General features: G+C 70.9%; 20 protein-coding genes. 7 read left to right on the top strand and 13 right to left on the bottom strand.

The genetic code is table 11. From position 1 onward, the window contains the following. Position 1 precedes the first annotated feature (1 nt). The 6 genes from ABD844_RS24245 to ABD844_RS24220 are packed head-to-tail and all read right to left on the bottom strand — an operon-like array spanning position 2 to position 6,409. The gene (locus ABD844_RS24245; RefSeq protein WP_344882147.1) at positions 2 to 1,159 is read right to left on the bottom strand and encodes a lipid-transfer protein; all 1,158 of its coding nucleotides are present in this window, start codon (positions 1,157 to 1,159) and stop codon (positions 2 to 4) included. Then, positions 1,144 to 1,554, bottom strand: a complete 411-nt coding sequence (locus ABD844_RS24240; RefSeq protein ID WP_344882142.1) for a MaoC/PaaZ C-terminal domain-containing protein — start codon at positions 1,552 to 1,554, stop codon at positions 1,144 to 1,146. Before ABD844_RS24240 ends, ABD844_RS24245 begins: the two co-directional genes overlap by 16 nt. Beyond that, positions 1,551 to 2,516 (bottom strand): bifunctional MaoC family dehydratase N-terminal/OB-fold nucleic acid binding domain-containing protein, encoded by a 966-nt coding sequence (locus ABD844_RS24235; protein ID WP_344882139.1) that lies wholly within the window; start codon positions 2,514 to 2,516, stop codon positions 1,551 to 1,553. Before ABD844_RS24235 ends, ABD844_RS24240 begins: the two co-directional genes overlap by 4 nt. Next, positions 2,513 to 3,667, bottom strand: coding sequence for an acyl-CoA dehydrogenase family protein (locus ABD844_RS24230; protein WP_344882136.1), 1,155 nt, complete (start codon positions 3,665 to 3,667; stop codon positions 2,513 to 2,515). Before ABD844_RS24230 ends, ABD844_RS24235 begins: the two co-directional genes overlap by 4 nt. Further along, a complete protein-coding gene (locus ABD844_RS24225) occupies positions 3,667 to 4,788 on the bottom strand; it encodes an acyl-CoA dehydrogenase family protein (RefSeq protein ID WP_344882133.1) in 1,122 nt (373 codons plus the stop codon). Before ABD844_RS24225 ends, ABD844_RS24230 begins: the two co-directional genes overlap by 1 nt. 16 nt (positions 4,789 to 4,804) lie before the next feature. Continuing rightward, positions 4,805 to 6,409 (bottom strand): AMP-binding protein, encoded by a 1,605-nt coding sequence (locus ABD844_RS24220; protein ID WP_344882129.1) that lies wholly within the window; start codon positions 6,407 to 6,409, stop codon positions 4,805 to 4,807. Between the two features lie 187 nt (positions 6,410 to 6,596). Here ABD844_RS24220 and ABD844_RS24215 point away from each other — a divergent pair, with 187 nt between their 5' ends. The 7 genes from ABD844_RS24215 to ABD844_RS24185 all read left to right on the top strand — a co-directional run bounded on the left by ABD844_RS24215 (position 6,597) and on the right by ABD844_RS24185 (position 13,527). Next, on the top strand, positions 6,597 to 7,247 hold the full coding sequence (locus tag ABD844_RS24215; RefSeq protein WP_425568633.1) for a TetR family transcriptional regulator: 651 nt from the start codon (positions 6,597 to 6,599) through the stop codon (positions 7,245 to 7,247). A 107-nt stretch (positions 7,248 to 7,354) separates the two neighbouring features. Further along, positions 7,355 to 8,296 (top strand): NADP-dependent oxidoreductase, encoded by a 942-nt coding sequence (locus tag ABD844_RS24210; protein ID WP_344882559.1) that lies wholly within the window; start codon positions 7,355 to 7,357, stop codon positions 8,294 to 8,296. A 115-nt stretch (positions 8,297 to 8,411) separates the two neighbouring features. Further along, the gene (locus ABD844_RS24205) at positions 8,412 to 9,410 is read left to right on the top strand and encodes a sigma-70 family RNA polymerase sigma factor (protein WP_344882126.1); all 999 of its coding nucleotides are present in this window, start codon (positions 8,412 to 8,414) and stop codon (positions 9,408 to 9,410) included. 42 nt (positions 9,411 to 9,452) lie between these two features. Further along, entirely contained in the window at positions 9,453 to 10,568 is a 1,116-nt protein-coding gene (locus tag ABD844_RS24200) for a steroid 3-ketoacyl-CoA thiolase (protein WP_344882123.1), read from the top strand. Between the two features lie 58 nt (positions 10,569 to 10,626). Beyond that, on the top strand, positions 10,627 to 11,661 hold the full coding sequence (locus tag ABD844_RS24195) for an MBL fold metallo-hydrolase (RefSeq protein WP_344882120.1): 1,035 nt from the start codon (positions 10,627 to 10,629) through the stop codon (positions 11,659 to 11,661). A 25-nt stretch (positions 11,662 to 11,686) separates the two neighbouring features. After that, positions 11,687 to 12,367, top strand: a complete 681-nt coding sequence (locus tag ABD844_RS24190) for a FadR/GntR family transcriptional regulator (RefSeq protein ID WP_344882118.1) — start codon at positions 11,687 to 11,689, stop codon at positions 12,365 to 12,367. A gap of 212 nt (positions 12,368 to 12,579) precedes the next feature. Further along, positions 12,580 to 13,527 (top strand): DNA polymerase ligase N-terminal domain-containing protein, encoded by a 948-nt coding sequence (locus ABD844_RS24185; protein ID WP_344882116.1) that lies wholly within the window; start codon positions 12,580 to 12,582, stop codon positions 13,525 to 13,527. A gap of 191 nt (positions 13,528 to 13,718) precedes the next feature. Here the strand turns inward: ABD844_RS24185 and ABD844_RS24180 are convergent, their stop codons facing one another. From ABD844_RS24180 to ABD844_RS24150, 7 genes are all read right to left on the bottom strand, one after another. Next, the gene (locus tag ABD844_RS24180; protein ID WP_344882113.1) at positions 13,719 to 14,657 is read right to left on the bottom strand and encodes an aldo/keto reductase; all 939 of its coding nucleotides are present in this window, start codon (positions 14,655 to 14,657) and stop codon (positions 13,719 to 13,721) included. Further along, positions 14,657 to 15,646: an ABC transporter permease gene (locus ABD844_RS24175; RefSeq protein ID WP_344882110.1), complete on the bottom strand. Its 990-nt coding sequence runs from the start codon at positions 15,644 to 15,646 to the stop codon at positions 14,657 to 14,659. Before ABD844_RS24175 ends, ABD844_RS24180 begins: the two co-directional genes overlap by 1 nt. Then, complete coding sequence (locus tag ABD844_RS24170) at positions 15,643 to 17,121, bottom strand: sugar ABC transporter ATP-binding protein (protein ID WP_344882107.1); 1,479 nt, start codon at positions 17,119 to 17,121, stop codon at positions 15,643 to 15,645. The genes ABD844_RS24175 and ABD844_RS24170 overlap by 4 nt, the downstream gene beginning before the upstream one ends. Next, the gene (locus ABD844_RS24165) at positions 17,122 to 18,147 is read right to left on the bottom strand and encodes a sugar ABC transporter substrate-binding protein (protein ID WP_344882105.1); all 1,026 of its coding nucleotides are present in this window, start codon (positions 18,145 to 18,147) and stop codon (positions 17,122 to 17,124) included. A gap of 521 nt (positions 18,148 to 18,668) precedes the next feature. Beyond that, positions 18,669 to 19,418 (bottom strand): SDR family NAD(P)-dependent oxidoreductase, encoded by a 750-nt coding sequence (locus ABD844_RS24160; RefSeq protein WP_344882102.1) that lies wholly within the window; start codon positions 19,416 to 19,418, stop codon positions 18,669 to 18,671. A gap of 343 nt (positions 19,419 to 19,761) precedes the next feature. After that, the gene (locus ABD844_RS24155; protein ID WP_344882099.1) at positions 19,762 to 21,105 is read right to left on the bottom strand and encodes an L-fuconate dehydratase; all 1,344 of its coding nucleotides are present in this window, start codon (positions 21,103 to 21,105) and stop codon (positions 19,762 to 19,764) included. A 323-nt stretch (positions 21,106 to 21,428) separates the two neighbouring features. Next, the gene (locus tag ABD844_RS24150) at positions 21,429 to 22,274 is read right to left on the bottom strand and encodes a fumarylacetoacetate hydrolase family protein (RefSeq protein ID WP_344882095.1); all 846 of its coding nucleotides are present in this window, start codon (positions 22,272 to 22,274) and stop codon (positions 21,429 to 21,431) included. Between the last annotated feature and the right edge of the window lie 227 nt (positions 22,275 to 22,501).

Genomic DNA, 22,501 nt, shown 5'->3' with positions numbered 1-22,501 from the left:
CTCAGCCCGCCGACAGGATGAGGCCGCTCGTCGGCACGCCGGTGCCCGCCGTCACGAGGACGTTCCTGACATTCGGCACCTGGTTCACCGCCGTGCCCCTGACCTGACGTACGGCCTCCGCGATGCCGTTCATGCCATGGATGTACGCCTCCCCGAGCTGCCCCCCGTGCGGGTTGACCGGGAGGCGTCCGTCCAGTTCAATGCCCTCGTCCCGCAGGAAGCCCGGCGCCTCGCCGCGCCCGCAGAACCCCAGCTCCTCAAGCTGGGCCAGGACGAACGGGGTGAAGTGGTCGTACAGGATGGCCGTCTGGATGTCGGCGGGCGACAGCCCCGACGTCTCCCAGAGGCGGCGGGCGACCACCGACATCTCCGGCAGCCCGGTCAGGTCATCGCGGTAGTAGCTGGTCATCATCATCTGGTCCGCGCCCGCGCCCTGGGCCGCGCCCGTGATCAGCGCCGGGGATCTGCGCAGGTCACGGGCGCGCTCTGCAGAGGTCACGACCAGGGCCACGGCCCCGTCGCTCTCCTGGCAGCAGTCGAGCAGGTGCAGCGGCTCCACGATCCACCGGGACGCCTGGTGCTCCTCCAGCGTGATGGGCCGCCCGTGGAACCAGGCGGCCGGGTTGGTCGCCGCGTGCCTGCGCATGGCCACCGCCACACGGCCGAAGTCCTCGGAGGTGGCGCCGTACACGTGCATGTAGCGGCGGGCGAACATGGCCACCCAGGCCGCCGGCGTCATCAGCCCGTACGGCACGTGCCAGCTCATCTCCAGGCCCTGCGAGGTGGGCTGGGCCGTCAGGTCCGCGTTGGGGCGGCCGAAGCGGCGGCCGGAGCGTTCGTTGAAGGCCCGGTAGCAGACCACCGTGCGGGCTGCGCCGGTGGCCACGGCCATGGCCGCGTGGACGACGGTGCCGCAGGCCGCGCCGCCGCCGTACTCGACGCGGGAGAAGAAGGTCAGCTCGCCGATCCCGGTCTCCCTGGCGACGGCGATCTCCTGGTTGGTGTCCTGGGTGTAGGTGACCAGGCCGTCCACGTCGGCGGGCGACAGGCCCGCGTCGTCGAGCGCCGCCAGCACGGCCTCGGCGGCCAGGCGCAGCTCCGAGCGTCCCGATTCCTTGCTGAACTCCGTGGCGCCGATGCCCGCTATGGCCGCACGCACTGATCCTCCCCCTGGACGAAGGTGACGGTTGCGGTGGCGTGGTCGCCCAGGCTCACCCGGCCGCGTACCTCGACCGTGAGCCGGTCGCCCCGCGCGCCTGGGTCGTGGGACACGACCGTGCCGCTGAAGGTGAGGCGGTCTCCGGCGTACGCGGGCACGCCCAGCTTGACGTTGATGCTCTTGATGACGGCCCGCGGCCCCGCCCAGTCGGTGACGTAGCGCTCGACCAGGCCCATGGTGGTCAGGATGTTGAGGAAGATGTCCTTCGAGCCCTGGGCGCGGGCGAGCGCCGTGTCGTGGTGCACGGGCGTGAAGTCCATGGTGGCCAGGGCCGTGGAGACGACCACCGTGGGAGTGAGGTCGACCGCCAGCTCCGGCAGCGCGGCCCCGATCACGCCGGCTCCCACATGGGGAGGACGAGCTGCGCGTCCATGGCCCGATACGTCACCCGCAACCGCATGCCGATCTCCACTTCCCCCACGGGACACCCGACGACGTTGCCCACCATCCGTACGCCCTCCGGCAGCTCCACCACCCCCACCACGAACGGGACCTCGCGCCCCGGCACCGGCGGATGGTGGTGCACGACGTAGCTGAAGAGCGTGCCCAGACCGCTCGCGACCGTGTGCCCACGGTCGGCCGAACGGCAGCGCGGGCACAGCGGGCCGGGCGGATGCCGCAGCTCGCCGCAGTCGGCGCACGCCTGGATCCGCAGTTCGCCCTGCTTGACGCCGTCCCAGAAGAAGGCCGTGTCCTGGTTGACGGCCGGCCGCAGCGGGTACGGCGGCAGCGCCTCGGCCCGCTCCGGCGGCCGGAACTTCAGCACCCGGAAGAGCATCTCGGCGACGGGCTCCCCGTCGCCGGCGTACCAGGTGATGGTCCAGGTGGCGAAGTAGCCCACGCCCAGCGCCGTACGCTTCGGGCCGGCCAGGTCGGTGAACCGGGTGGCAGGGGTGAGAAGCTCCCCGACCCGTACGTAGCGGTGGTAGGTCTGCTCGCAGTTCGTCGCCACCACGCCCGTGTAGCCGTGCCGGTCGAGCGCGGCCATCAGCTCGTCCACCGGCGAGCGGTCCTTGCCTCCCGGCACGCGCATGGTCCACACCTGGGCCATCGCGGGCGGGGCCAGGCCCTGGTCGAGGTAGGCGGGGTTCGTGTCGCCCATGGCGGACAGCCAGTGCCTGATCATGGGGACGTTCACCGGGTCGGCCGCAGGGGCGCCGCGCACCTCGCCGAGCGCCACCTGCTTGGCGGCCAGCTCACGCAGCTCCTCGTCGGGCACACCGTTGGGCACAGCGTTGGGCACAGCGCCGGGCACGGGCTTGGGCACGGCGTTCGGTGCGGCGTCGTGGCCGGTCATCGCGGCGGCCTCGGGAGGCCCAGGCCCAGCATGGCGATCAGCTCGCGCTGCACCTCGTTCACCCCACCGCCGAACGTCAGCACCACGGCCCCCTTCACCCCGTGGTCCACGCGTTCGAGCAGCTCGGCCGTCTCCGGGTCGGACGGGTCGCCGTACCTGGCCAGGACGTCGCCGACGATCCTGCCGACCTCCTGCATGCGTTCCGAGCCGTAGATCTTGGTGGCCGACGCGTCGGGGGCGCCCAGCCAGCCGAGGTCCATGTTGGCCGCGACCTGCCAGTTGAGCAGCTCGTTCGTACGGAAGGCGGTCCACACCAGGGCCAGCGCCCGCCGTACGTCGGGGTCGGCGTCCAGGCCCGTACGGCGGGCCCAGGCGCGGAAGCGGTCGTAGGTCTGGCCGAGGTTGCCGGCCGGGCCGAGGGTGACACGCTCGTGGTTGAGCTGGTTGACGATCAGGTCCCAGCCCCGGTGCACCTCGCCGACCACCAGGTCCACCGGGACGCGGACGTCGGAGTAGTAGGTGGCGTTGGTGTGGTGGCGGCCGTCCATGGTCACGATCGGGGTCCACGAGAAGCCGGGGTCGTCCGTGGGGACGATCATCATGGTGATGCCCTTGTGCTTCTTGGCCGTGGGGTCGGTGCGGGCGGCGAGCCAGATGTACTGGGCGTAGTGGGCGCCGCTGGTGAAGATCTTCTGGCCGTTGACGACGTAGTGGTCGCCGTCGAGCACCGCCGTGGTATGCAGTGAGGCCAGGTCGGTGCCCGCCTCCGGTTCGCTGTAGCCGATGGCGAAGTGGCACTCTCCGGCCAGGATGCTCGGCAGGAAGCGGTTCTTCTGCTCCTCGGTGCCGTACTGCATGAGCGTGGGCCCGACCGTCTGCACCGTGATGATCGGGTACGGCACTCCCGCGCGGGCGATCTCGTTGGCGAAGATCTGCTGCTCCAGTGGGCCGTAGCCGGCTCCGCCGTACTCCTTGGGCCAGCCCAGGCCGAGCTTGCCGTCGCGCCCGAGCCGGCGGCAGTGCTCCATGTACGCCTCGCCGAACGGGTCCCCGGCGATCTTCGCGCGGTCCTCGGCGGTCAGGCAGCCCAGGAAGTACTCGCGCAGTTCGTCGCGGAGCCTGCGCTGCTCGGAGGTCAGGTCGATGAGCATCAGACGAACGCTCCGATCAGGTCGAGCTGGGCGCCGGCGCCGCCGAGCAGGTGGGACAGGTGCTTGGCCTGGGCGAAGTAGCGGTGCAGCGGGTAGGTCACGTCGAGCCCGAGGCCGCCGTGCAGGTGCTGGCAGGTGTGGAGGGCCTGGACCGCCCCGCCCACGTGGTACGCGGCCAGCGCCAGGTCCTCCTCGACCGGCAGGTCCTCGCCGAGCCGCCAGGCCGCCGACCACATGGCCACGTCGAGCGCCCGGCCGGCGATGTAGACGTCGGCGATCTGCATCGTGACCGCCTGGAACTCGGCCAGCGCGCGCCCGAACTGCTTGCGTTGCCTGATGTAGGCGGTGGTCAGCTCCAGGGCCCCGGCCAGCACGCCGGCGGCCTGGGCGGCGACGGCGGCCGTGAACACGTGCCGGGCGTCGGCCACTGCCTCGGGCCCCGCGACGTGCTCGGCCCGGGTGCCGTCGAGCACGATCGTGCCCGCCGGCTCACCCGTGGAGGTGAACTCGGCGGTCGCGGTCGGGGAATCCAGGAGGAACAGCCCCTCGTCGGCGGTCACCAGCACCGCCGCCCCGGGGTACGGCACCGACACCTTGCGCCCGTCCAGCACCCACCCGCCCACGGGGGCGGGCGAGGCCGAGGGCGCGGAGCCTGCCGGGGGTGCGGAGCCTGCCGAGGGCGCGGAGCCTGCCGGTGCCGGAGGCGTGGCTCCGGCTGGGACGGGAGGCGTGGCTCCGGCCGGGGCCATGGGCGTGAGGGACAGGTCGCCCGCCGGACGGGCGGTGGTCGCGGGCGGGTGCGCCAGGGCGTGACCCGGCTCGCGCAGCGCGAGCGTGACCCGGCCCGCGCAACGCCGCTGCTGGTCAGGGCTGCCGTGGCGGGCCAGGACGAGCGTGCCCGCCAGCGTCGGCAACGCCGGGACCGCGGCCGCCCGCGCCCCCACCTCCCGCAGCACCACGGCCATCTCCACCGGCCCGAGCCCGGCGCCGCCCGCCTCCTCCGGCACGCACACGCCCATCAGCCCGGCCTGCCAGAGCCGTTCCTCGTCCCCGTCCCGGTCCAGGACGTCGGCCGCCAGTTTCTTCAGATCCTGCTGGGTTTCGTCCAGGTTGAAATCCACTGCGTCTCCCAATCCACTACGTCTCCAAGAGGTGATGCCTGCCGTGCCGTACGAACTCCTCCTCGATGCCCTTGGCGTCCGCGTCGGTCAGCGGCCGCAGCCCGCCGGGGGCACGCCACCAGACCGGGTCCGCCGTACGCCACGCCTCGCGGGCGAGGTGCCGCTTGACGACCTTGTGCGAGGGCGTCTGCGGAAGCTCACGGGCGAGGCGGACGTAGCGCGGCAGGGACTTGGCGCCCAGATCGCGGCGGGCGGCCAGGAAGGCCGTGAACGCCGCCGGGTCGAAGTCGCCCTCCAGCACGAGCGCCGCCATCACCTGGTCACCTGCCGCCGCGTCCGGCACCGGGTACACCGCCGCCTCCACCACCCCGCCAAACTCCCGCAGCGCGGCCTCGATGGGCGCGACCGCCAGGTTCTCGCCGTCCACGCGCAGCCGTTCGGTGCCCCGGCCGGCGAAGTACACGTGGCCGTCCTGGTCCGCGTAGGCCAGGTCGCCGGACCAGAACGCGCCGTCCCTGATCCGCTCGGCGTCCGCCTCCGGGTCGTTGTAGTAGCCGTCGAACAGCCCCAGCCCGGCCGTGTTGACCAGCTCGCCGACGGCCTCGTCCGGGTTGAGCAGGCGGCCGTCCTCGATGCGGGCGGGCGGGCAGGGCCGTCCGGTGAAGGGGTCGAGGATCCGTACGCCGTCGGGCAGGCGTCCGAGGCAGCCGGGCGGCGCCGACGGGTCGGGCGTGAACGAGATGGCGGTCTCCGTGGAGCCGAAGGCGTCGATGACCCGGCACCCGTACCGCTGCCCGAATCTCCTGGTCGCCGCCGCGCTGCCCTCGTTCCCGAACGCGATCCTGAGCGGGTTGTCTGCGTCGTCCGGTCGTTCGGGGGTGGCCAGGGCGTAGGACAGGGCCTTGCCGACGTAGTGGAGGTACGTCGCGCCGTACCGTCTGAGGTCGGGCAGCAGGCCGGAGGCCGAGAACCGGCGCCTGAGCGCCAGCGCCGCTCCCGACGCCACGGCCGGGGCGTAGGCGGCCATGAGGGCGCCCGAGTGGAACAGCGGCATCGAGCAGTAGACGACGTCGCCGGGAGTGAGCAGGGCCGCCAGGCTGAGCCCGGGGACGGCGAGCTTGCGCTGCGTGATCCGGACGGCGCGCGGGCGTCCCGAGGTGCCCGAGGTGAAGATCAGCATCACCAGGTCGCCGGGGGCGGGCGCGTCCCCGAACACCCGCTCCCGGGTGCGGAACAGGTCATGCCCCAGAGGCAGGTGCGGCACACCGAGGGGTGCGGCGACCTCCCTGGCCAGGGCGCCGAAGGGGGCGTCGGCGAGGACGAGGTCCACGTCGGTGGCGCGGGCGTCGCGGATCAGCTCGTCGACCGGGCGCGTCGGGTTGAGCGCGACGACCACGTGCCCGGCCACGGCCGCTCCCCCGATGAGGACGAGCAGGCCGGGGACGTTCTCGCTGAGCACCCCGACGTGCCTGGCCGCTCCTCGTGCGGACAGCCACGCCCCGGCGGCCAGGCAGGCGGCGACGTGCTCGCGCCACGTCCACACCTCGTCCTCGAACATGAGCCCAGGTCGATCGTCCTCGGCCCGTGCGATCAGCAGGGAGGCGAGCGTGTCCGCGGTCATCGCTACTCCAGCAAGCGCTAGGTAAGCCGACTCGCAAACTAGAACAGATTCTAATATCTGTCCAGAGGTCATCCCTGCCAATAATGAGTGTTATATGCGTGTAACGCCGGAGACATGGGCCAATACAGCTCGTTTGTGACCCGCGAGTAACAAGCCCTGTAATCGAGAAATCAGATAACGTGTTCTCATGCGTTCCACGCACGCGTCAGTCGCCGCGCCCCTCAGCGACCCCGAGGGGACCATGGAGAGCCACCCCGCGCCGAGCGGGCACAGCGTCCGTACGCGTAGCCAGCACCAACGCCGCAAGCGCATCGTCCAGGCCGCCGCGGCGCTGGCCTCGCGCGGCGGGGTCGAGGCCATGCAGATGCGCACAGTGGCCGAGCGCGCGGGCGTGGCGCTCGGCACGCTCTACCGATACTTCCCCTCCAAGATGGATCTCGTCGTAGCCGTGGTGGGTGAGGAGATCGATCTGCTGGAGAGCAGCATCGAGCGCCGTCCACCGGGGGCCGCCACGCCGTCCAGCCGGGCCGTCGACGTGCTGATGCGGGCCACCCGGGGGCTGATGCGCGAGCCCGAGCTGGCCGACGCGCTCATCCGGTCGTTGATCATGGCCGAGGTGCAGACACCGTTCGGCGACCGCATGACGGGGCTGCTGCTGCGGGTCTCGGCCGACGGGCTGACGCTGGAGGAGGCCGGCGAGGAGCAGATCGACCTCGCGGGGTCGCTGGCGAGCGTGTGGGTGCAGGAGCTGCTGGAGATGCTGCGGGGGCGGCGCACCTATGACCAGATCCAGCGACGCATCGAGACGGCCGCCACGCGACTGTTCGCCGACATCTGACCCCTCGCCGCACCGCGGCAAAGGACGCGTGGCCCGATCCTTGCCCATCCTGACCTCCGGACCACTCGCGAAAGGGCTGCCGGGCCAGCAGGCTGGGGCCCATGAAGATGAAGGCGATCAGTCAGGACACGCTCGGCGGCCCTGAGGTGCTCAAGGTGGTCGAGGTGGACCGGCCGGTGCCGGGCCCGACCGAGGTGCTGGTGCGGGTGGAGGCGGCGGGCCTCAACCCGACCGACTGGAAGACACGGGCCAGCGGCGGGATCCTGCGGATGCCACCGCCGTTCGTGCTGGGGTGGGAGGTCTCGGGGGTGGTCGAGGGCTCCGGCGTCGGGCAGGCGCTGCACCGGCCGGGCGACGAGGTGTTCGGCCTGCTGCGTTACCCGCAGGGGCATGGCGCCTTCGCCGAGTACGTGACCGCGCCGTCGCGGCACTTCGTCCGCAAGCCCGCGAGCGTCGACCACGTGCACGCGGCGGCCGTTCCGCTCGCCGGGCTGACCGCATGGCAGGCGCTGGTGGACGTCGCCCAACTGGAGCCTGGCCACCGGGTGCTGATCCATGCCGCGGCCGGCGGGGTCGGGCACCTGGCGGTGCAGATCGCCAAAGCCCGTGGCGCGTACGTGATCGGCACGGCCAGCGCGGCCAAGCACGACTTCCTGCGCGGGCTGGGCGCCGACGAGCTGGTGGACTACCGCGAACAGGACTTCGCCGAGGTCGTACGGGACGTGGACGTGGTGCTCGACGCCATCGGCGGCGACTACGGTCAGCGCTCGCTGCGTACGATGCGCGCGGGCGGCACGATCATCTCGCTGGCCCTCAGCCTGCTCGATCCCGGCCTGCACGACAGGGCGGCGGCGCTGGGCATCCGCTCGGAGGCCATCCTGGTCGAGCCCGACCAGGCCGCGTTGCGGGCGCTCGCGGCGCTGGTGGAGGCGGGCAGGCTGCGGCCGGAGATCGCCGCCGTCCTGCCGCTGGCCGAGGCGGCCAAGGCGCACGAGCTGGGCGAGACCAACCGGACGACCGGCAAGATCGTGCTGACCGTGCCCCACTGAGCACCGCCGACGTGGCGGCCGGCCGGGCCGCCCGGGTAAAGGGAGATGCACTAATTGACCGCGTGGTGGTAAAGAATTCGTCGAACTGTCGGTGGCGGCGTCTATACAAGGGGGTATGACCGACAAGCCGACAAATGAGGACTTCCTCCGGCTGGCTGATCCGATGCGGCGCGAACTGCTGGCGCACTGCTACCGCATGATGGGGTCCGTGCACGACGCCGAGGACCTCGTGCAGGAGACGTATCTACGCGCGTGGAAGGCGTACGACGGGTTCGAGGGCCGCTCGTCCCTGCGTACGTGGCTCTACCGCATCGCCACCACCACCTGCCTGACCGCGCTCGACAGCCGGTCCAGGCGCCCGCTGCCGACCGGGCTCGGCGCCCCGAGCCTGGAGGCGACCGCTCCCCTGGTGTCGGACGACGAGGTGCCGTGGCTCCAACCGGTGCCCGACGCGCTGGCGGGGGTGAGCGCCGGCGACGACCCGGCCTCGATCGTGGCCTCGCGCGAGAGCATCCGGCTCGCGCTGATCGCCGCACTGCAACACCTGCCGCCCCGGCAGCGCGCGGTGCTGATCCTGCGTGACGTGCTCAAGTGGAAGGCCGCCGAGGTGGCGGAGGCGGTCGGCACCTCCACCGCCGCGGTCAACAGCATCCTCCAGCGGGCCCGCGCCCAGCTCAACGAGGTCTCGCCCAGCCTCGACGACCCGGTGGAGCCGCTGTCGCAGGGGCAGCGGGCGATGCTCGACCGCTACGTCGCCGCGTTCGAGGACTACGACGTGGACGCGCTGGTCGACCTGTTCACCAAGGACGCGATCTGGGAGATGCCGCCGTTCGTCGGCTGGTACCAGGGTCCGGAGACGATCGCCGAGCTGACCAGGACGCAGTGCCCGGCCGAGCGCGCCGGCGATCTCAAGCTGATTCCGGTGGCCGCCAACGGGCAGCCGGCCTTCGCCGTCTACCACCGCCGCGACGGCGTGTACCACGAGTTCGCGATCATGGTGCTGACCTTTTCCGGCGATCGGATCAGCCACGTCGGGATGTTCTTCGAGGAGAAGCTGTTCGGCGTCTTCGACCTGCCCGCGACTTTGGCGAGCGAGGCTTCCACGGCAAAGTAGAACGCGTTACAGTCGCGCCAGAGCATCGTTCTGGAGGCGACCGTGGGCGTACCAGTGATTGTCGAGGCCGTACGCACTCCGATAGGGAAGCGGGCGGGATGGCTGTCGGGGCTCAAACCGCAACAGGTTCTGGCCGGCGCGCTCAACGGCCTGGTCGAGCGGTCGGGCATCGATCCGGCGATCGTGGAGCAGGTGTTCGCCGGATGCGTGACCCAGGCGGGCGAGCAGGGCGGACACATCGGCCGCTACGCCTGGCTCTACGCCGGGCTGCCGTACCAGAGCGGGGTCACCACGGTCGACTCCCAGTGCGGTTCCTCCCAGCAGGCCGTGCACCTGGCGGCGGCGCTGATCGGGGCGGGCGCCATCGAGGTGGGCATCGGCTGCGGGGTCGAGGTCATGAGCCGGGCGCCGCTGGGCAGCAACGTACGGCCCGCCCGGCCCAGGCCGGAAGACTGGAGCATCGACCTGCCCGACCAGTTCACCGCCGCCGAGCGGATCGCCCGGCGGCGCGGGCTGACGCGCGAGCGACTCGACTGGTTCGGGGCGCGCTCGCAGCGGCTGGCGGGCAAGGCGTGGGCCGACGGACGGTTCGAGCGGGAGATCGTGCCCGTCGGCGGCGTACGCAGGGACCAGGGCTTGCGCGAGACCACCGTCGACGGCCTGGCCCGGCTCAAACCCGTGGTCGAGGACGGCCTGCACACCGCCGGCACCTCCTCGCAGATCTCCGACGGCGCGGCGGCCGTGCTGGTGATGAGCGAGGAGGCGGCGCGGCGGCACGGGCTGCGGCCCCGCGCTCGGATCCGCGCGCAGGCGCTGGTCGGGGCCGAGCCGTACTACCACCTGGACGGGCCGGTCGAGGCCACGGCCAGGGTGCTGGCGGCGGCGGGCATGACGATCGGCGATCTCGATCGGTTCGAGGTGAACGAGGCGTTCGCCGCGGTCGTCCTGTCCTGGGCGGGCGTGCACGAGCCCGACCTCGACCGGGTCAACGTCAACGGCGGTGCGATCGCGCTCGGCCACCCGGTGGGGGCCACGGGCGCGCGGCTGATCACCACGGCGCTGCACGAGCTGGAGCGGTCGGACTCGGCGACCGCGCTGGTCACGATGTGCGCCGGTGGGGCGCTGGCCACGGCCACGGTTCTGGAACGGGTCGGCTGAGCGGGTATCCGCTCGCCGGTCCACGCGGAATGACGTACTCGGTTCGATCGGGGGGCACATGAAGAGCAGGCGCAGGCCGTACGCGGAGCAGCGGCCGCAGGACCTCGGCGGCGGGGTGTGGAGCGTGCCGGTGCCGATACCGGGCAGCCCGCTGGGGTACACGCTCGTCTACGCCGTCGAGTCGCCCAAAGGCCCCGTACTGGTCGACGCCGGCTGGAACCACCCCGACGCGTGGGAGGCGCTCAGCGGCGGCCTGGCGGCGCTCGGCCTGGACGTGAACGCGGTGCGCGGGGTGGTCGTCACCCACTTCCACCCCGACCACGCCGGGCTGGCCGGGCAGGTGAAGGAGGCGTCCGGCGCCTGGATCGCCATGCATGAAGACGATGCCGCGCTGGTCAGGCTCATGACCGAGTACGTGGCCACCGGCCACGACGACTTCCATGCCGACATGCTCCGGCGGGCCGGGGCCGACCCGGGCGAGGCCAGGCAGGCCATGGGCGAGCGGCCCACCCCGCCCGCGCAGCCCGACCGTGAGCTGCGTGACGGCGACCTGGTGGACCTGCCGGGCCGCAAGCTGCGGGCCGTGCACACCCCCGGCCACACGCCGGGCCACATCTGCCTGCACCTGGAGGACGCCGACCGGATCTTCACCGGTGACCACGTCCTGCCCGACATCACCCCGCACGTCGGCATCTATCCGTACGACCGTGACGACGTCGATCCCCTGAGCGACTTCCTGGACTCGCTGGACCGCGTGAGCGACCTCAGCTCTCTCAACGGCCCTCTCGACGCCCTGCCCGCCCATGAGTGGATATTTCCTGATGTGGCCGCACGCGCCGCCGAGATCCGCCACCATCACGAGGAGAAGCTCGAACGGCTGCGCGCCCTGCTCACCCGGCGACCGCAGCCACTGACCATCTGGGAGGTCGCCGCGATGATGACGTGGAACAGGCCGTGGGACGACTTGCCCCCGACCCTGCGGGGCATGGCGGCCGGCGAGGCCGCGGCACACCTGCGCACCCTGGAGGCCCGGGGCGCGATCCGCCGGGTCGCCGGGGTCGATCCCGTCCGCTTCCAGGCTCTAGACTCCTAGACATCCGATGTCTAGGGGGAAGAGCGTGGCGGTCACCGACGCGGCCATCGACAAGATCAAAGAAATGATCGTCTCGGGGGAGCTGACCCCGGGCGACCGCCTGCCGAAGGAGGCCGACCTCGCCGAGCGGCTCGGCCTGTCACGCAACTCGTTGCGCGAGGCCGTGCGCGCGCTGTCGCTGATCAACGTGCTCGACGTACGCCAGGGCGACGGCACCTACGTCACCAGCCTGGAGCCCCACCTCCTGCTCGACACCATGTCGTTCGTGCTCGACCTGCACCGCGACGACACGGTGATCCAGTTCTTCGAGGTCCGGCGCATCCTCGAACCGGCCGCCACGGCGATGGCGACCGAGCTGATGACCGAGGCCGACATCGCGGAGCTGCGGGTGATCCTCGATTCGCTGCCCGAGCGGCCCACGGTCGAGGAGCTGGTGGCCAACGACCTGCAGTTCCACCACCGGATCGCGCAGGGCTCGGGCAACAGCGTGCTGTGCTCGTTCATCGAGAGCCTGTCGGGTCCGACCACGCGGGCCCGGATCTGGCGGGGGCTCACCCAGGAGGGCGCGATGGACAAGACGCGCGAACAGCACACCGCGATCTACGAGGCCATCGCCGCCCGCCAGGCCGACGTGGCCCGCTCGTGGGCGACCGTCCACGTGGCGGGCGTGGAGGCGTGGCTGCGCCGAGCCCTGGAGCTCGACTGACGCAAGGCACGCGACCGCGCACCCCGCGACTCCGGCCGAAGGGCGGCGCGGGCACACGTCGGAGGACTCCGGTACCTTCGGGCACGCGGTGAAGGAGGGCCGGCGGCCGATGGACATCGCCCCAAGGACTGGGCCCGATGGACAGGGCCCGATGGACAGGGCCCGCGTCTGGTCGCCGATCGGGGAGGACCGCAGCGGGTAGGACGGGTGTTGTGTCCGACAAACTCAGCAGATATCGGAGCAAACGCGACCCCGGACGTACCCCTGAGCCCATCCCCGAGACAGCCGCCGCCTCCCCCGGCGGGAACGCGTTCGTCATCCAGGAGCACCACGCCCGCTCCCTGCACTGGGACCTGCGGCTGGAACGCGACGGCGTGCTGGTCTCCTGGGCCGTCCCCAAGGGCCTGCCCGCCGACCCCGGCACCAACCACCTGGCGGTGCAGACCGAGGACCACCCGATGGAGTACCTCACCTTCCACGGCGAGATCCCGCAGGGCGAGTACGGCGGCGGCACCATGACCGTCTGGGACACCGGCACCTACGACACCGAGAAGTGGTCGGACCGCGAGGTCAAGTTCGTGCTGCGCGGTGAGCGGGCCGCGGGCCGGTTCGTGCTGTTCAGGACGCGGGACAAGAACTGGATGATCCACCGGATGGGCTCGGCCGTCCGCGACCCGTTCCCGTCCGTGGAGCCCATGCTGCCCACCGCGCGCGCCAGGCCCCCCAAGGACGCCGCCGCCTACGCCTTCGAGTTCGCCTGGGGCGGGCGCCGCCTCCTCGTCCCCATCGACGGGGGACGCACGGACGCCGCCCGCGAGCACCCGTGGCTGCGCGGGCTGGCCGAGTCGTTCGGCAGCCGCTCGGCCGTGCTGGACGGGGAGGTGGCCACCCTCGGCGGCACCGAACTCCTCGTCTTCTACGACCTCCTGTACGACAACGGGCGATCGCTGGTCGCCGAACCGTACACGGCCCGGCGGGCGGCCCTGGAGGCGCTCGGTCTGACAGGCGCCCACTGGCAGACGGCCCCGTCGTGGCCAGGGGAGGCGGGGCCGGTGCTGCGGGCGGCGCGGGAGCAGGGGTTGCCGGGGGTGGTGGCCAAGCGGCTGGACTCGGCGTACGCACCGGGGCCGTCGAAGTCGTGGCTGCTCATCCCCACCTGACCAGGGCGACACCTCCCCGACCACGACCGCTCACCCCCGCCCGGACAGCAGGCGCGCCTCCCTGACCGTGGCTGCTCTCCTCGAACCCCGGCCGGTCCTCCCTCCGGCGGCAGGGGCTCCTCCCCTGCTGCGTCCCTTCCTCCTCCGGCCCCGGGCGTTCATCTCGCCGCCTTGCCCGGCGGTGGATCCCGTTACGCCTTCTCCGGCAGGAGCCCTTCCGCCCGCAGGTCCTCCCAGAGGGAGTCGGGCACCGGGCGGGACCACACGGCGGCGTTCTCCACGACCTCCTGCGGCGTACGTGCCCCCAGGACGATCGTGGCCACCGCCGGGTGGCGCAGCGGGAAGGCCATGGCCGCCTGGGGCAGCGTGACGCCGTGGCGCTCGCACACGGCGGCGATCCTGGCGGCCCGGTCCACGAGCGACGCCGGGGCGGGCTGGTAGTTGTAAGTGCCCGACGGCTCGTGCGTGGCCAGGATGCCGCTGTTGAAGACGCCCGCCGCCAGCACCCTGACCCCGCGCCGTACGCACTCCTCCAGGAGCGGCAGGCCCGACTGGTCGAGCAGAGTGTAGCGGCCCGCGAGCATGACGATGTCGATGTCGGTCTCCTGGACGAAGCGCAGCGGAGTCTGCCACTGGTTCATGCCGACGCCGATCGCGTGCACCCGCCCCTCGGCCCTCAACTCGGCCAGGGCCGGGTACGCCTCCGAGATCGCCTGGTCCACGTGCTCATCGGGATCGTGGATGAGGGCGACGTGCACAGCCGGGAGGCCGAGGCGGGCCAGCGACTCGTCGAGCGACGTACGGACGCCGTCACCCGAGAAGTCCCACACCCGCTCCAGGTCCCCAGGAACGTCGAAGCCCTGGTCGTCGCGCTCGCCACCGGACGCCTTGGGCCGCAGCAGCCGCCCGACCTTCGTGGACAGCACGTAGCCGGAGCGACCGGCCAGGGCCGCGCCCACGCGCCGCTCCGACAGGCCGAGCCCGTAGTGGGGCGCGGTGTCGTACAGGCGGACCCCGCTCTCCCAGGCGGCGTCGAGCGTGGCGCGGGCCTGCTCGTCGGTGACCGCGTCGTACAGGTTGCCGATCGGGGCGCCGCCGAAGCCGTGCCGGGGCAGGTCGATCCGTTCCATCAATCTTGTGCCTTTCCGCCCGCGATCCGGCTGATCATCAGGGCGACGAGAATGATCGAACCGTAGATGACGGGCTGCCAGAAGCCCGATACGCCGATCAGGGTGAGGATGTTCTGCACCAGGCCGATCACCAGCACGCCGGTGAGCGCGCCGAGGATCGTGCCCTTGCCGCCGTCCATGCTGACGCCGCCGATGACGGCCGCCGCGAACACCATGAAGATCCAGCCGACGCCCTGGTTGTTGCCGATGGCTCCGAGGCGTCCGGTCTCCAGGATGCCGGCCAGCGCCGCCAGCGTACCGCCCAGGATGAAGACGCCGTACAGCACCCGGTCCACCCGGATGCCGGCGGCGCGGGCGGCGTCGAGGTTGCCGCCGATGGCGTAGAGCGCGCGGCCGAGCCGCAGGTAGCCGAGCCCGAAGATGCCCGCCGCGAACAGCAGACCGGCGATCCAGACGGCCGCGGGCAGGCCCAGCCACATGGCGCTGCCCAGGTACAGGATCGAGTCGGGGAGCTGGAACAACGTCTTGCCCTCGGTCGGCCCCTGCAGGAGGCCGTGCACGATGATCAGCATCGCCAGCGTCACGATGAACGCCGAGAGCTGGAACCTGATGATCAGAAAGCCGTTGAACGCCCCGATCGCCGCCCCGACGAGCAGGGCCAGCGGGATCACCAGCGTCCCCGGCAGCCCGATGCCTAACCCGCCCGCCGTGACCGGGACCACCAGCATCACCGCGATGGCCGGGGCGGTGCCGACCGTGGACTCCAGTGACAGGTCGAACTTGCCGGCGATCAGGATCATCGCCTCGGCCAGTACGAGCAGCGAGATCGCGGCCTGCTGCTGGAGCACGTTCGTCAGGTTGCCCGCGGTCAGGAACGTCGGGTCCAGGAACGCGCCCACGACGAGCAGGAGCACGATCACCGGTACGAGCGTCAGGTCACGGAACCTGGCCAGCCGCGCCCGGGGGGCCGGCGCCGTCAATGTGGTCAATCTTCTATGCCTTCCATCACGGCCACGAGCTCGTGGTCGGTCCAGCCACGCGGCACGTCCTTGACGACCCGGCCGTGGAACATCACCAGCACCCGATCGCAGATCCGCAGGTCGTCGAGCTCGTCGGAGACCACCACGGCCCCGGCGCCGCGTTCGACCGCGTCCTCGACGGCGCCGAGGAGCGCCTGCTTGGCCTTGACGTCGACGCCCGCGGTCGGGTTGATCACCACGAGCACGGTCGGGTCGTCCACCAGCGCGCGGGCGAACACCACCTTCTGCGCATTGCCCCCCGACAGGTCTCCGACCGGCTGGTCGGGCCCTTCCGTCTTGATGTCGAGGGATTCGATCATCTCCTCCGCCTTGGCACGCCGCCTGGACGGAGAGACCACGCCGAACCGGCCGAGCTTGCGTGCGATCGGGAACGTGGCGTTCTCCCCGACCGAGAGCAGCGGGACGAAACCCTCGTGGTGGCGGTCTTCAGGGACGAACCCGAGCCCGGCCCGCATCGCCGCGGGCACGTCGCCGGGCCTGACCCGGGCGCCGTTGACCGCGACCGTGCCGGTGTCGGCCCTGCGCAGCCCGACCAGGGTCTCGGCCAGGCCGACCTTGCCGCTGCTCGCGGAGCCGGCTAGGCCGACGACCTCGCCCGACCTGACGGAGAGGTCGACGTCGGTGTAGCGGCCCGCCAGCGTGAGGCCCGTGCCCTCCAGCACCAGCCGGTCGCCGGGCGTGCGCACGCGCGATTCGTACGCGGCCGTGGCCTCGCCCGTCATCGCGGCCACCAGTTCGTCGTGCGGGAGGTCGGCGACCGCCCTGGTCGTGACGTGCCGGGCGTCGCGGAAGACCGTGACGGTCTGGCAGATCTGGTAGACCTCGTCGAGGTGGTGGGAGATGTACATCATGGTGACGCCCTGCTCGCGCAGCGACCGCATGCGCGCGAACAGCCGCTCGATGGCCGGGCCGTCGAGGCGGGCGGTCGGCTCGTCGAGGATGATGAACCGGGCCCCGAACGACAGCGCGCGGGCGATCTCCACGAGCTGGCGCTGCTCGACGCTCAGGTCACCGGCCAGCGCCTGCGCGTCCACGTCCACCTCGTACGTGTCGAGCAGTTCACGCGCCCTGGCCCGCAGCGCCCGCCAGTTGATCCGGCCCTTGTCGGACTGGCGGTTGAGGAACAGGTTCTCGGCGACCGTCAGCGCCGGGATGATCGTGGACTTCTGGTAGACGCAGGCGACGCGCTGCCGCCAGGCGTCGCGGTCGGCGAGGGCGGGTGCGGCCTCTCCCGAGAACCGCACCTCGCCCGCGTCGGGCCGCTGGAGCCCGGTGAGGATCGACACCAGGGTGGACTTCCCCGCGCCGTTCCTGCCGACGAGCGCGTGGGTCTCGCCTTCCGCGATCGCGATCTCCGCGCCGTTCAGCGCGGTGGTCGGACCGAAGCGCTTGACGACATTTCGGGCTTCAACGTGAATGCTCATCTACTTGACCTGGTTGCCCCAGAGAGCCTGGTCGTCCACGTTCTCCTTGGTCACGAGCGGCGCGGGGAGCTGGTCCTCCAGGCCGTTCGGGAGCTGGATGATCGTGCTGCCGTGGTCGGTCGGGCCCGGCTTGAACGTCTTGCCCTCGGCCGCGGCCTTGGCGTAGTACAGGGCGTACTTGGCGTACAGGTCGGCCGGCTGCGACACCGTGGCGTCGATGTCACCCTTGCGGATCGCCTCGAACTCCTGCGGGATGCCGTCGTTCGAGACCACGAAGACGTGCTTCGGATCGGTGGGCGGGACCAGCAGGCCCTTCTGCTTGAGCACCTGCAACGTGGGGGCGAGGTGCACGCCGCCCGCGTGCATGTAGACGCCCTTGACGTCGGGGTTCTGCTCCAGGCGGGTCTGCAGCATGGACGCCGCCTTGCTGCCCTCCCACTCGGTCGGCTCGCTGAACACCGTGATCCCCGGGAACTTGGTCTGCATGCACTCCAGGAACGCCTCCGACCTGTCACGGCCGTTGATCGAGCTGAGCGCGCCCTGGAGCTGCACGACCTTGCCCTTGCCGCCGAGCTTCTCGCCGAGGAACTCGCACGCCTTGGTGCCGTACGCGCGGTTGTCGGCGCGTACGACCATGTAGACCTTGCCCTTGTCCGGCCGGGTGTCGACGGTGACGACGGGGATCTTCTTGTTCTCCAGTTGCTGGAGCGTGTTGGCTATGGCGCCGGTGTCCTGCGGGGCCATGACGATGACCTTGGCGCCCTGGCCGATCAACGCCTGCACGTTGTTGACCAGTTTGGCCACGTCGTTCTGCGAGTTGGTGGCGGGCATGAGCTCCACCTTGAGCTCGCCGGCCATCTGCGGGACGTACTTGATGTAGGAGTTCCAGAAATCGGAGTCGGCGCGGGGATGATCGATGCCGACCTTCCCGCCGCCGCCTCCTCCTGCCGCCGTCGTGGTACCCGAGCCACACGCGGTGACAACCGTGAAGAGGGCCGCTGCCGCGACCGCCCGTCCGAACTTCATTTGGGGGGTTACCTTCCTTTTTCGGTTGGCGCAAACCTCAACCGGCCAAGCCCGAAACCTGTCCGCTCCGATACCCGATCGGCCCGATCCCTGCCCGGCCCGATACCCGATCGACCCGATCCCTGCCCGACCCGATACCCGATCGACCCGATCCCTGATCAGCCCAATCACTGCCCGGCCCAATCACTGCCCGGCCCAATCACTGCCCGGCCCAATCACTGCCCGGCCCAATCACTGACCAGTCCAATCACTGCCCGACCCGATCCCCGATCGGCCCGATGCCGTCCGACTCGATCCCGTTGGGCCCAACGCCAGGTTGGACACCAGCAGGCCGGTCGGGCATCAGCGGGACGATCGGACACCAGCCGAGCCAGACCGACCCCAGCGATCGAGCCAGACCGAGCCCAACGGGACGATCAAGCTCAACCGGCCCGATCGGGCTCAACCAACCCGGTCAGCTCGACAAACCCGATCGGGATCCAGCAGCAGGCCAGGTCCGGCCGGGGCCAGGCCGGTCCGGCTCACTTGGCCGGTCTGAGCCGGAGTCCTTGCATACCGCCGTCTACTGCGATCGCCGTCCCGGTGGTCGAGCCGGCCTCCGGGCCGGCGAGGTAGGCGATCGCCGCCGCCACCTCCTCCGCACTGACCAGGCGGCCCATCGGCTGCCTCGCGTTGAGCGCCGCCCGCTCCGCCTCGGGGTCGTCGGCCGCGTCCAGCAGCCTGGCGACCCACGGGGTGTCGGCGGTGCCCGGATTGACGCAGTTGACGCGGATGCCCTCGCGGATGTGGTCCGCGGCCATGGCGAGCGTCAGCGACAACACCGCACCCTTGGTAGCGCTGTAGAGCGCCCGCTGCGGCAGCCCGGCGGTGGCCGCGATCGAGCAGGTGTTCACGATCGCGGCGTGCTCGGACTCCCTCAGGTACGGCAACGCCGCCCGCGACACCCGGACCATGCCGAGCACGTTGACGTCGAACACCCGATGCCATTCGCTGTCCGGGTTGTCCTCGATGGTGCCCTGCGCACCGATACCGGCGTTGTTCACCAGCACGTCGATGCCGCCCAGCCGCTCGGCCGCCTCGGCCACCGCGGCACGTACCTGCGCGTCGTCGGTGACGTCGGCCTTGATCCCGATGAAGGGCTCGCCGGGCGGGTTGAGGTCGAGACAGGCAACCGTCATGCCGCGTGCGGCGAGCGCGGTGGCCGCGGCCAGCCCGATCCCTGAGCCTCCACCGGTGACGACCGCCTTCAGACTCGTACGTTCCTCGCTCATCCGCTACCCTCCAGAACCTGCCTGTCAACGAACCGACTGCTCACGAGCACGACCTCCAACTCCCGCCCATCGCACGACCCACCGCCCGGACACAGCGGCTCCGGCCCCATCGCAGGACCCACCGCCCGAGCACAGCACCTTTGGCCCCATCGCAGGACCCACCGCCCGGACACAGCACCTTTGGCCCCATCGCACGACCCACCGCCCGAGCACAGCGCCTCCGGCTCTCGCCCGCCACGGAGCCTCCCGCTCCCGCGTACGGCCTCCCGCCGACGCCCACCACGGGACACACCACTCAGGCGCACGGCCTCGGGCGGCCCAGGACCGGCCTGGGATCGGCTGATCATTCGCTCGCCCTCCAGACCTCTCCGCCGGGGAAGGCATGGGCGGCGATCGATTCCGGACGCATTTCCGCGCTGAACCCCGGCGCGGACGGTGCCACGTACCGCCCGTCACGGATGACGACCGGGTCGACGAAGTGCTCGTGGAGGTGGTCGACGTACTCGATCACGCGGCCGTCCATCGTCCCGGTCACCGCCACATAATCGAACATCGACAAGTGCTGCACCAGTTCGCACAGCCCGACGCCGCCCGCGTGCGGGCACACCGGCACGCCGAACTTGGCCGCCAGCAACAGGATCGCCAGGTTCTCGTTGACGCCGCCGACGCGGGCGGAGTCGATCTGCACGAAGGAGACGGCCTCGGCCTGCAGGAGTTGCTTGAACACGATGCGGTTCTGGACGTGTTCGCCGGTCGCCACCGGGATGGGGTGGATGCCCCTGGCGATGGTGGCATGGCCGAGCACGTCGTCCGGGCTGGTGGGCTCCTCGACCCAGTGCGGCCGGAACTCGCGCAGCGCGTTGATCCACTCGATCCCGGAGCCGACGTCCCAGCGCTGGTTGGCGTCGATCGCGATCGGGAAGTCGTCCCCGCACACCTCGCGCGCCACCCTGAACCGCCGCCGGTCGTCCTCGAGGTCGGCGCCGACTTTGAGCTTGATCTGCCCGAACCCCTGCTCGATGGCCTCCTTGCAGAGCCGCCGCAACTTCTCGTCGTCGTAGCCGAGCCAGCCGGGGGAGGTCGTGTAGGCCGGGTAGCCGATCTCCTTCAGCCGCCCGGCTCGCTCGGCCTTGCCGCTCTCCTGCCGCTTCAGGATCTGCAGGGCCTCGTCCTTGGTGAGCGCGTCGCTCAGGTACCGGAAGTCGATGAGCTCGACGATCTCCTCGGGCGACATGTCCGACAGCAACCGCCACAACGGCTTGCCCGCGCGCTTGGCCTTCAGATCCCACAGAGCGTTGACCACGGCGGAGATCGCCATGTGCATGACGCCCTTCTCCGGCCCCAGCCAGCGCAACTGCGAGTCGTTGACCATGGCCTTGTAGAGGGTGCCGAGATCCTCGACCGTCTTGCCGATCACGTACGGTTCGAGCGCGCTGATGGCCGTCGTCTGGATGTCGTTGCCACGCCCGATCGTGAACGCGAAGCCGTGCCCCTCATACCCGTCATCGGTCTTGAGCACCACGTACGCGGCCGAGTAGTCGGGGTCCGGATTCATCGCGTCGGAGCCGTCGAGCTCCCGCGAGGTCGGGAACCGCACGTCATGCGTCTCCATCCCGACAATCCGGTACGCCACCGCGCCGTTCACCGGAGCCGCCGCACCCGCGCCCATGACACCGCCCGCACCCACAGACCCAGCCTCACTCCGCCCCACCACCGAACCCGTCTCGCCCGGCCCCGCCACCGGGCCAGCGTCACCAAGCTCAGCCACCGGGCCAGCGTCACCAAGCTCGGCCGCCGAGCCGGCGCCACCGCGCCCGGCCACTGAATCGGCACCACCGTGCCCGGCTGCCGCCCCAGCATCACCCCGCCCGGCTACCCAACCGGCGTCACCACCAGCCACCCAACCGGCGTCACCACCACCGGCCACCGGACCAGCGTCACCACTACTGGCCACCGAACCGGCATCATCACGACCGGCCGCCGGGCCGGTGTCGCCGTGTCCCGTCGCCGTCATGCCTGCCCCACCGTCTGCCGCTGCCGCCCCAGCCCTTCGATCTCCAGCTCCACCACGTCACCGGCCCGCAGGTACGGCTGCCCCGGTATCCCCATGGCCACCCCGGCCGGGGTGCCGGTGTTGATCACATCGCCGGGCTCCAGCACCATGAACTGGCTCAGGTACCGCACGACCTCCGCGACATCAAAGATCATGTTCTTGGTGTCACCGTTCTGACGCAGCTCACCGTTCACCCACAGGCGCATGGCCAGACTCTGCGGGTCGCCCACTTCGTCGGTCGTCACCAGCCACGGACCGATCGGGTTGAACGTCTCGCACGACTTGCCCTTGTCCCACTGCCCACCGCGTTCGAGCTGGAACTCGCGCTCGGAGACGTCGTTGGAGATCGCGTACCCGGCGATCACGCCGAACGCCTCCTCCCGGCTGCCGAGGTAGCGGGCCTCCTGCCCGATCACGATGGCCAGCTCCACCTCCCAGTCGGTCTTCACACTGCCCCGAGGCACGAGCACCTCGTCGTACGGGCCGACCACGGTGTTGCTCGCCTTCATGAACACGACGGGCTCGGCAGGCACTGCTGCACCGGACTCGGCGGCGTGATCGCTGAAGTTCAGACCGATGCAAACGATCTTCCCCGGACGCGCGATCGGAGCGCCGATCCGCAGCCCTTCGGCCTCGACAACGGGCAGGGAACCGCGCCCGAGCGCGTCACGAACGCGCGCCACTCCCCCGGAGGCGAGGAAAGCCCCGTCGATCTCAGGCTCTCCGATGTCGCGCAGGTTACCGGCGTCGTCCATGACCACCGGTCGCTCCTGACCGACGGGTCCTACTCGCAGCAGCTTCACACCGCATCCTTCTCATATACATCGGATGTCTTGTCTCTCGATGCTCGTGCCGTGAGGCGGAGCATGTCAAGGGTGCCGTGACGGATACATCCGATCCGTGACCTCGAAAGACACCTCGACGCCGATCCGCCACCTGTGAACCCACTTAACCGTCCCGACGACTCCGTCCACACTCCTGAAAGCACATCCTCGAAAACATCGGACGACACCCAGACGAAACCTGACCA

The sequence above is a fragment of the Nonomuraea antimicrobica genome, assembly GCF_039536965.1.
Classification (GTDB): Bacteria; Actinomycetota; Actinomycetes; order Streptosporangiales; family Streptosporangiaceae; genus Nonomuraea; species Nonomuraea antimicrobica.
This window is presented reverse-complemented; position numbering and strand designations above follow the sequence as displayed.

Coding starts and splice junctions, on each gene's coding strand:
- ABD844_RS24235 (WP_344882139.1), bottom strand. CDS start 2,516: ATGACCGGCCACGACGCCGCACCGAACGCCGTGCCCAAGCCCGTGCCC.
- ABD844_RS24230 (WP_344882136.1), bottom strand. CDS start 3,667: ATGCTCATCGACCTGACCTCCGAGCAGCGCAGGCTCCGCGACGAACTG.
- ABD844_RS24220 (WP_344882129.1), bottom strand. CDS start 6,409: ATGACCGCGGACACGCTCGCCTCCCTGCTGATCGCACGGGCCGAGGAC.
- ABD844_RS24215 (WP_425568633.1), top strand. CDS start 6,597: ATGCGTTCCACGCACGCGTCAGTCGCCGCGCCCCTCAGCGACCCCGAG.
- ABD844_RS24210 (WP_344882559.1), top strand. CDS start 7,355: ATGAAGGCGATCAGTCAGGACACGCTCGGCGGCCCTGAGGTGCTCAAG.
- ABD844_RS24205 (WP_344882126.1), top strand. CDS start 8,412: ATGACCGACAAGCCGACAAATGAGGACTTCCTCCGGCTGGCTGATCCG.
- ABD844_RS24195 (WP_344882120.1), top strand. CDS start 10,627: ATGAAGAGCAGGCGCAGGCCGTACGCGGAGCAGCGGCCGCAGGACCTC.
- ABD844_RS24180 (WP_344882113.1), bottom strand. CDS start 14,657: ATGGAACGGATCGACCTGCCCCGGCACGGCTTCGGCGGCGCCCCGATC.
- ABD844_RS24170 (WP_344882107.1), bottom strand. CDS start 17,121: ATGAGCATTCACGTTGAAGCCCGAAATGTCGTCAAGCGCTTCGGTCCG.
- ABD844_RS24165 (WP_344882105.1), bottom strand. CDS start 18,147: ATGAAGTTCGGACGGGCGGTCGCGGCAGCGGCCCTCTTCACGGTTGTC.
- ABD844_RS24160 (WP_344882102.1), bottom strand. CDS start 19,418: ATGAGCGAGGAACGTACGAGTCTGAAGGCGGTCGTCACCGGTGGAGGC.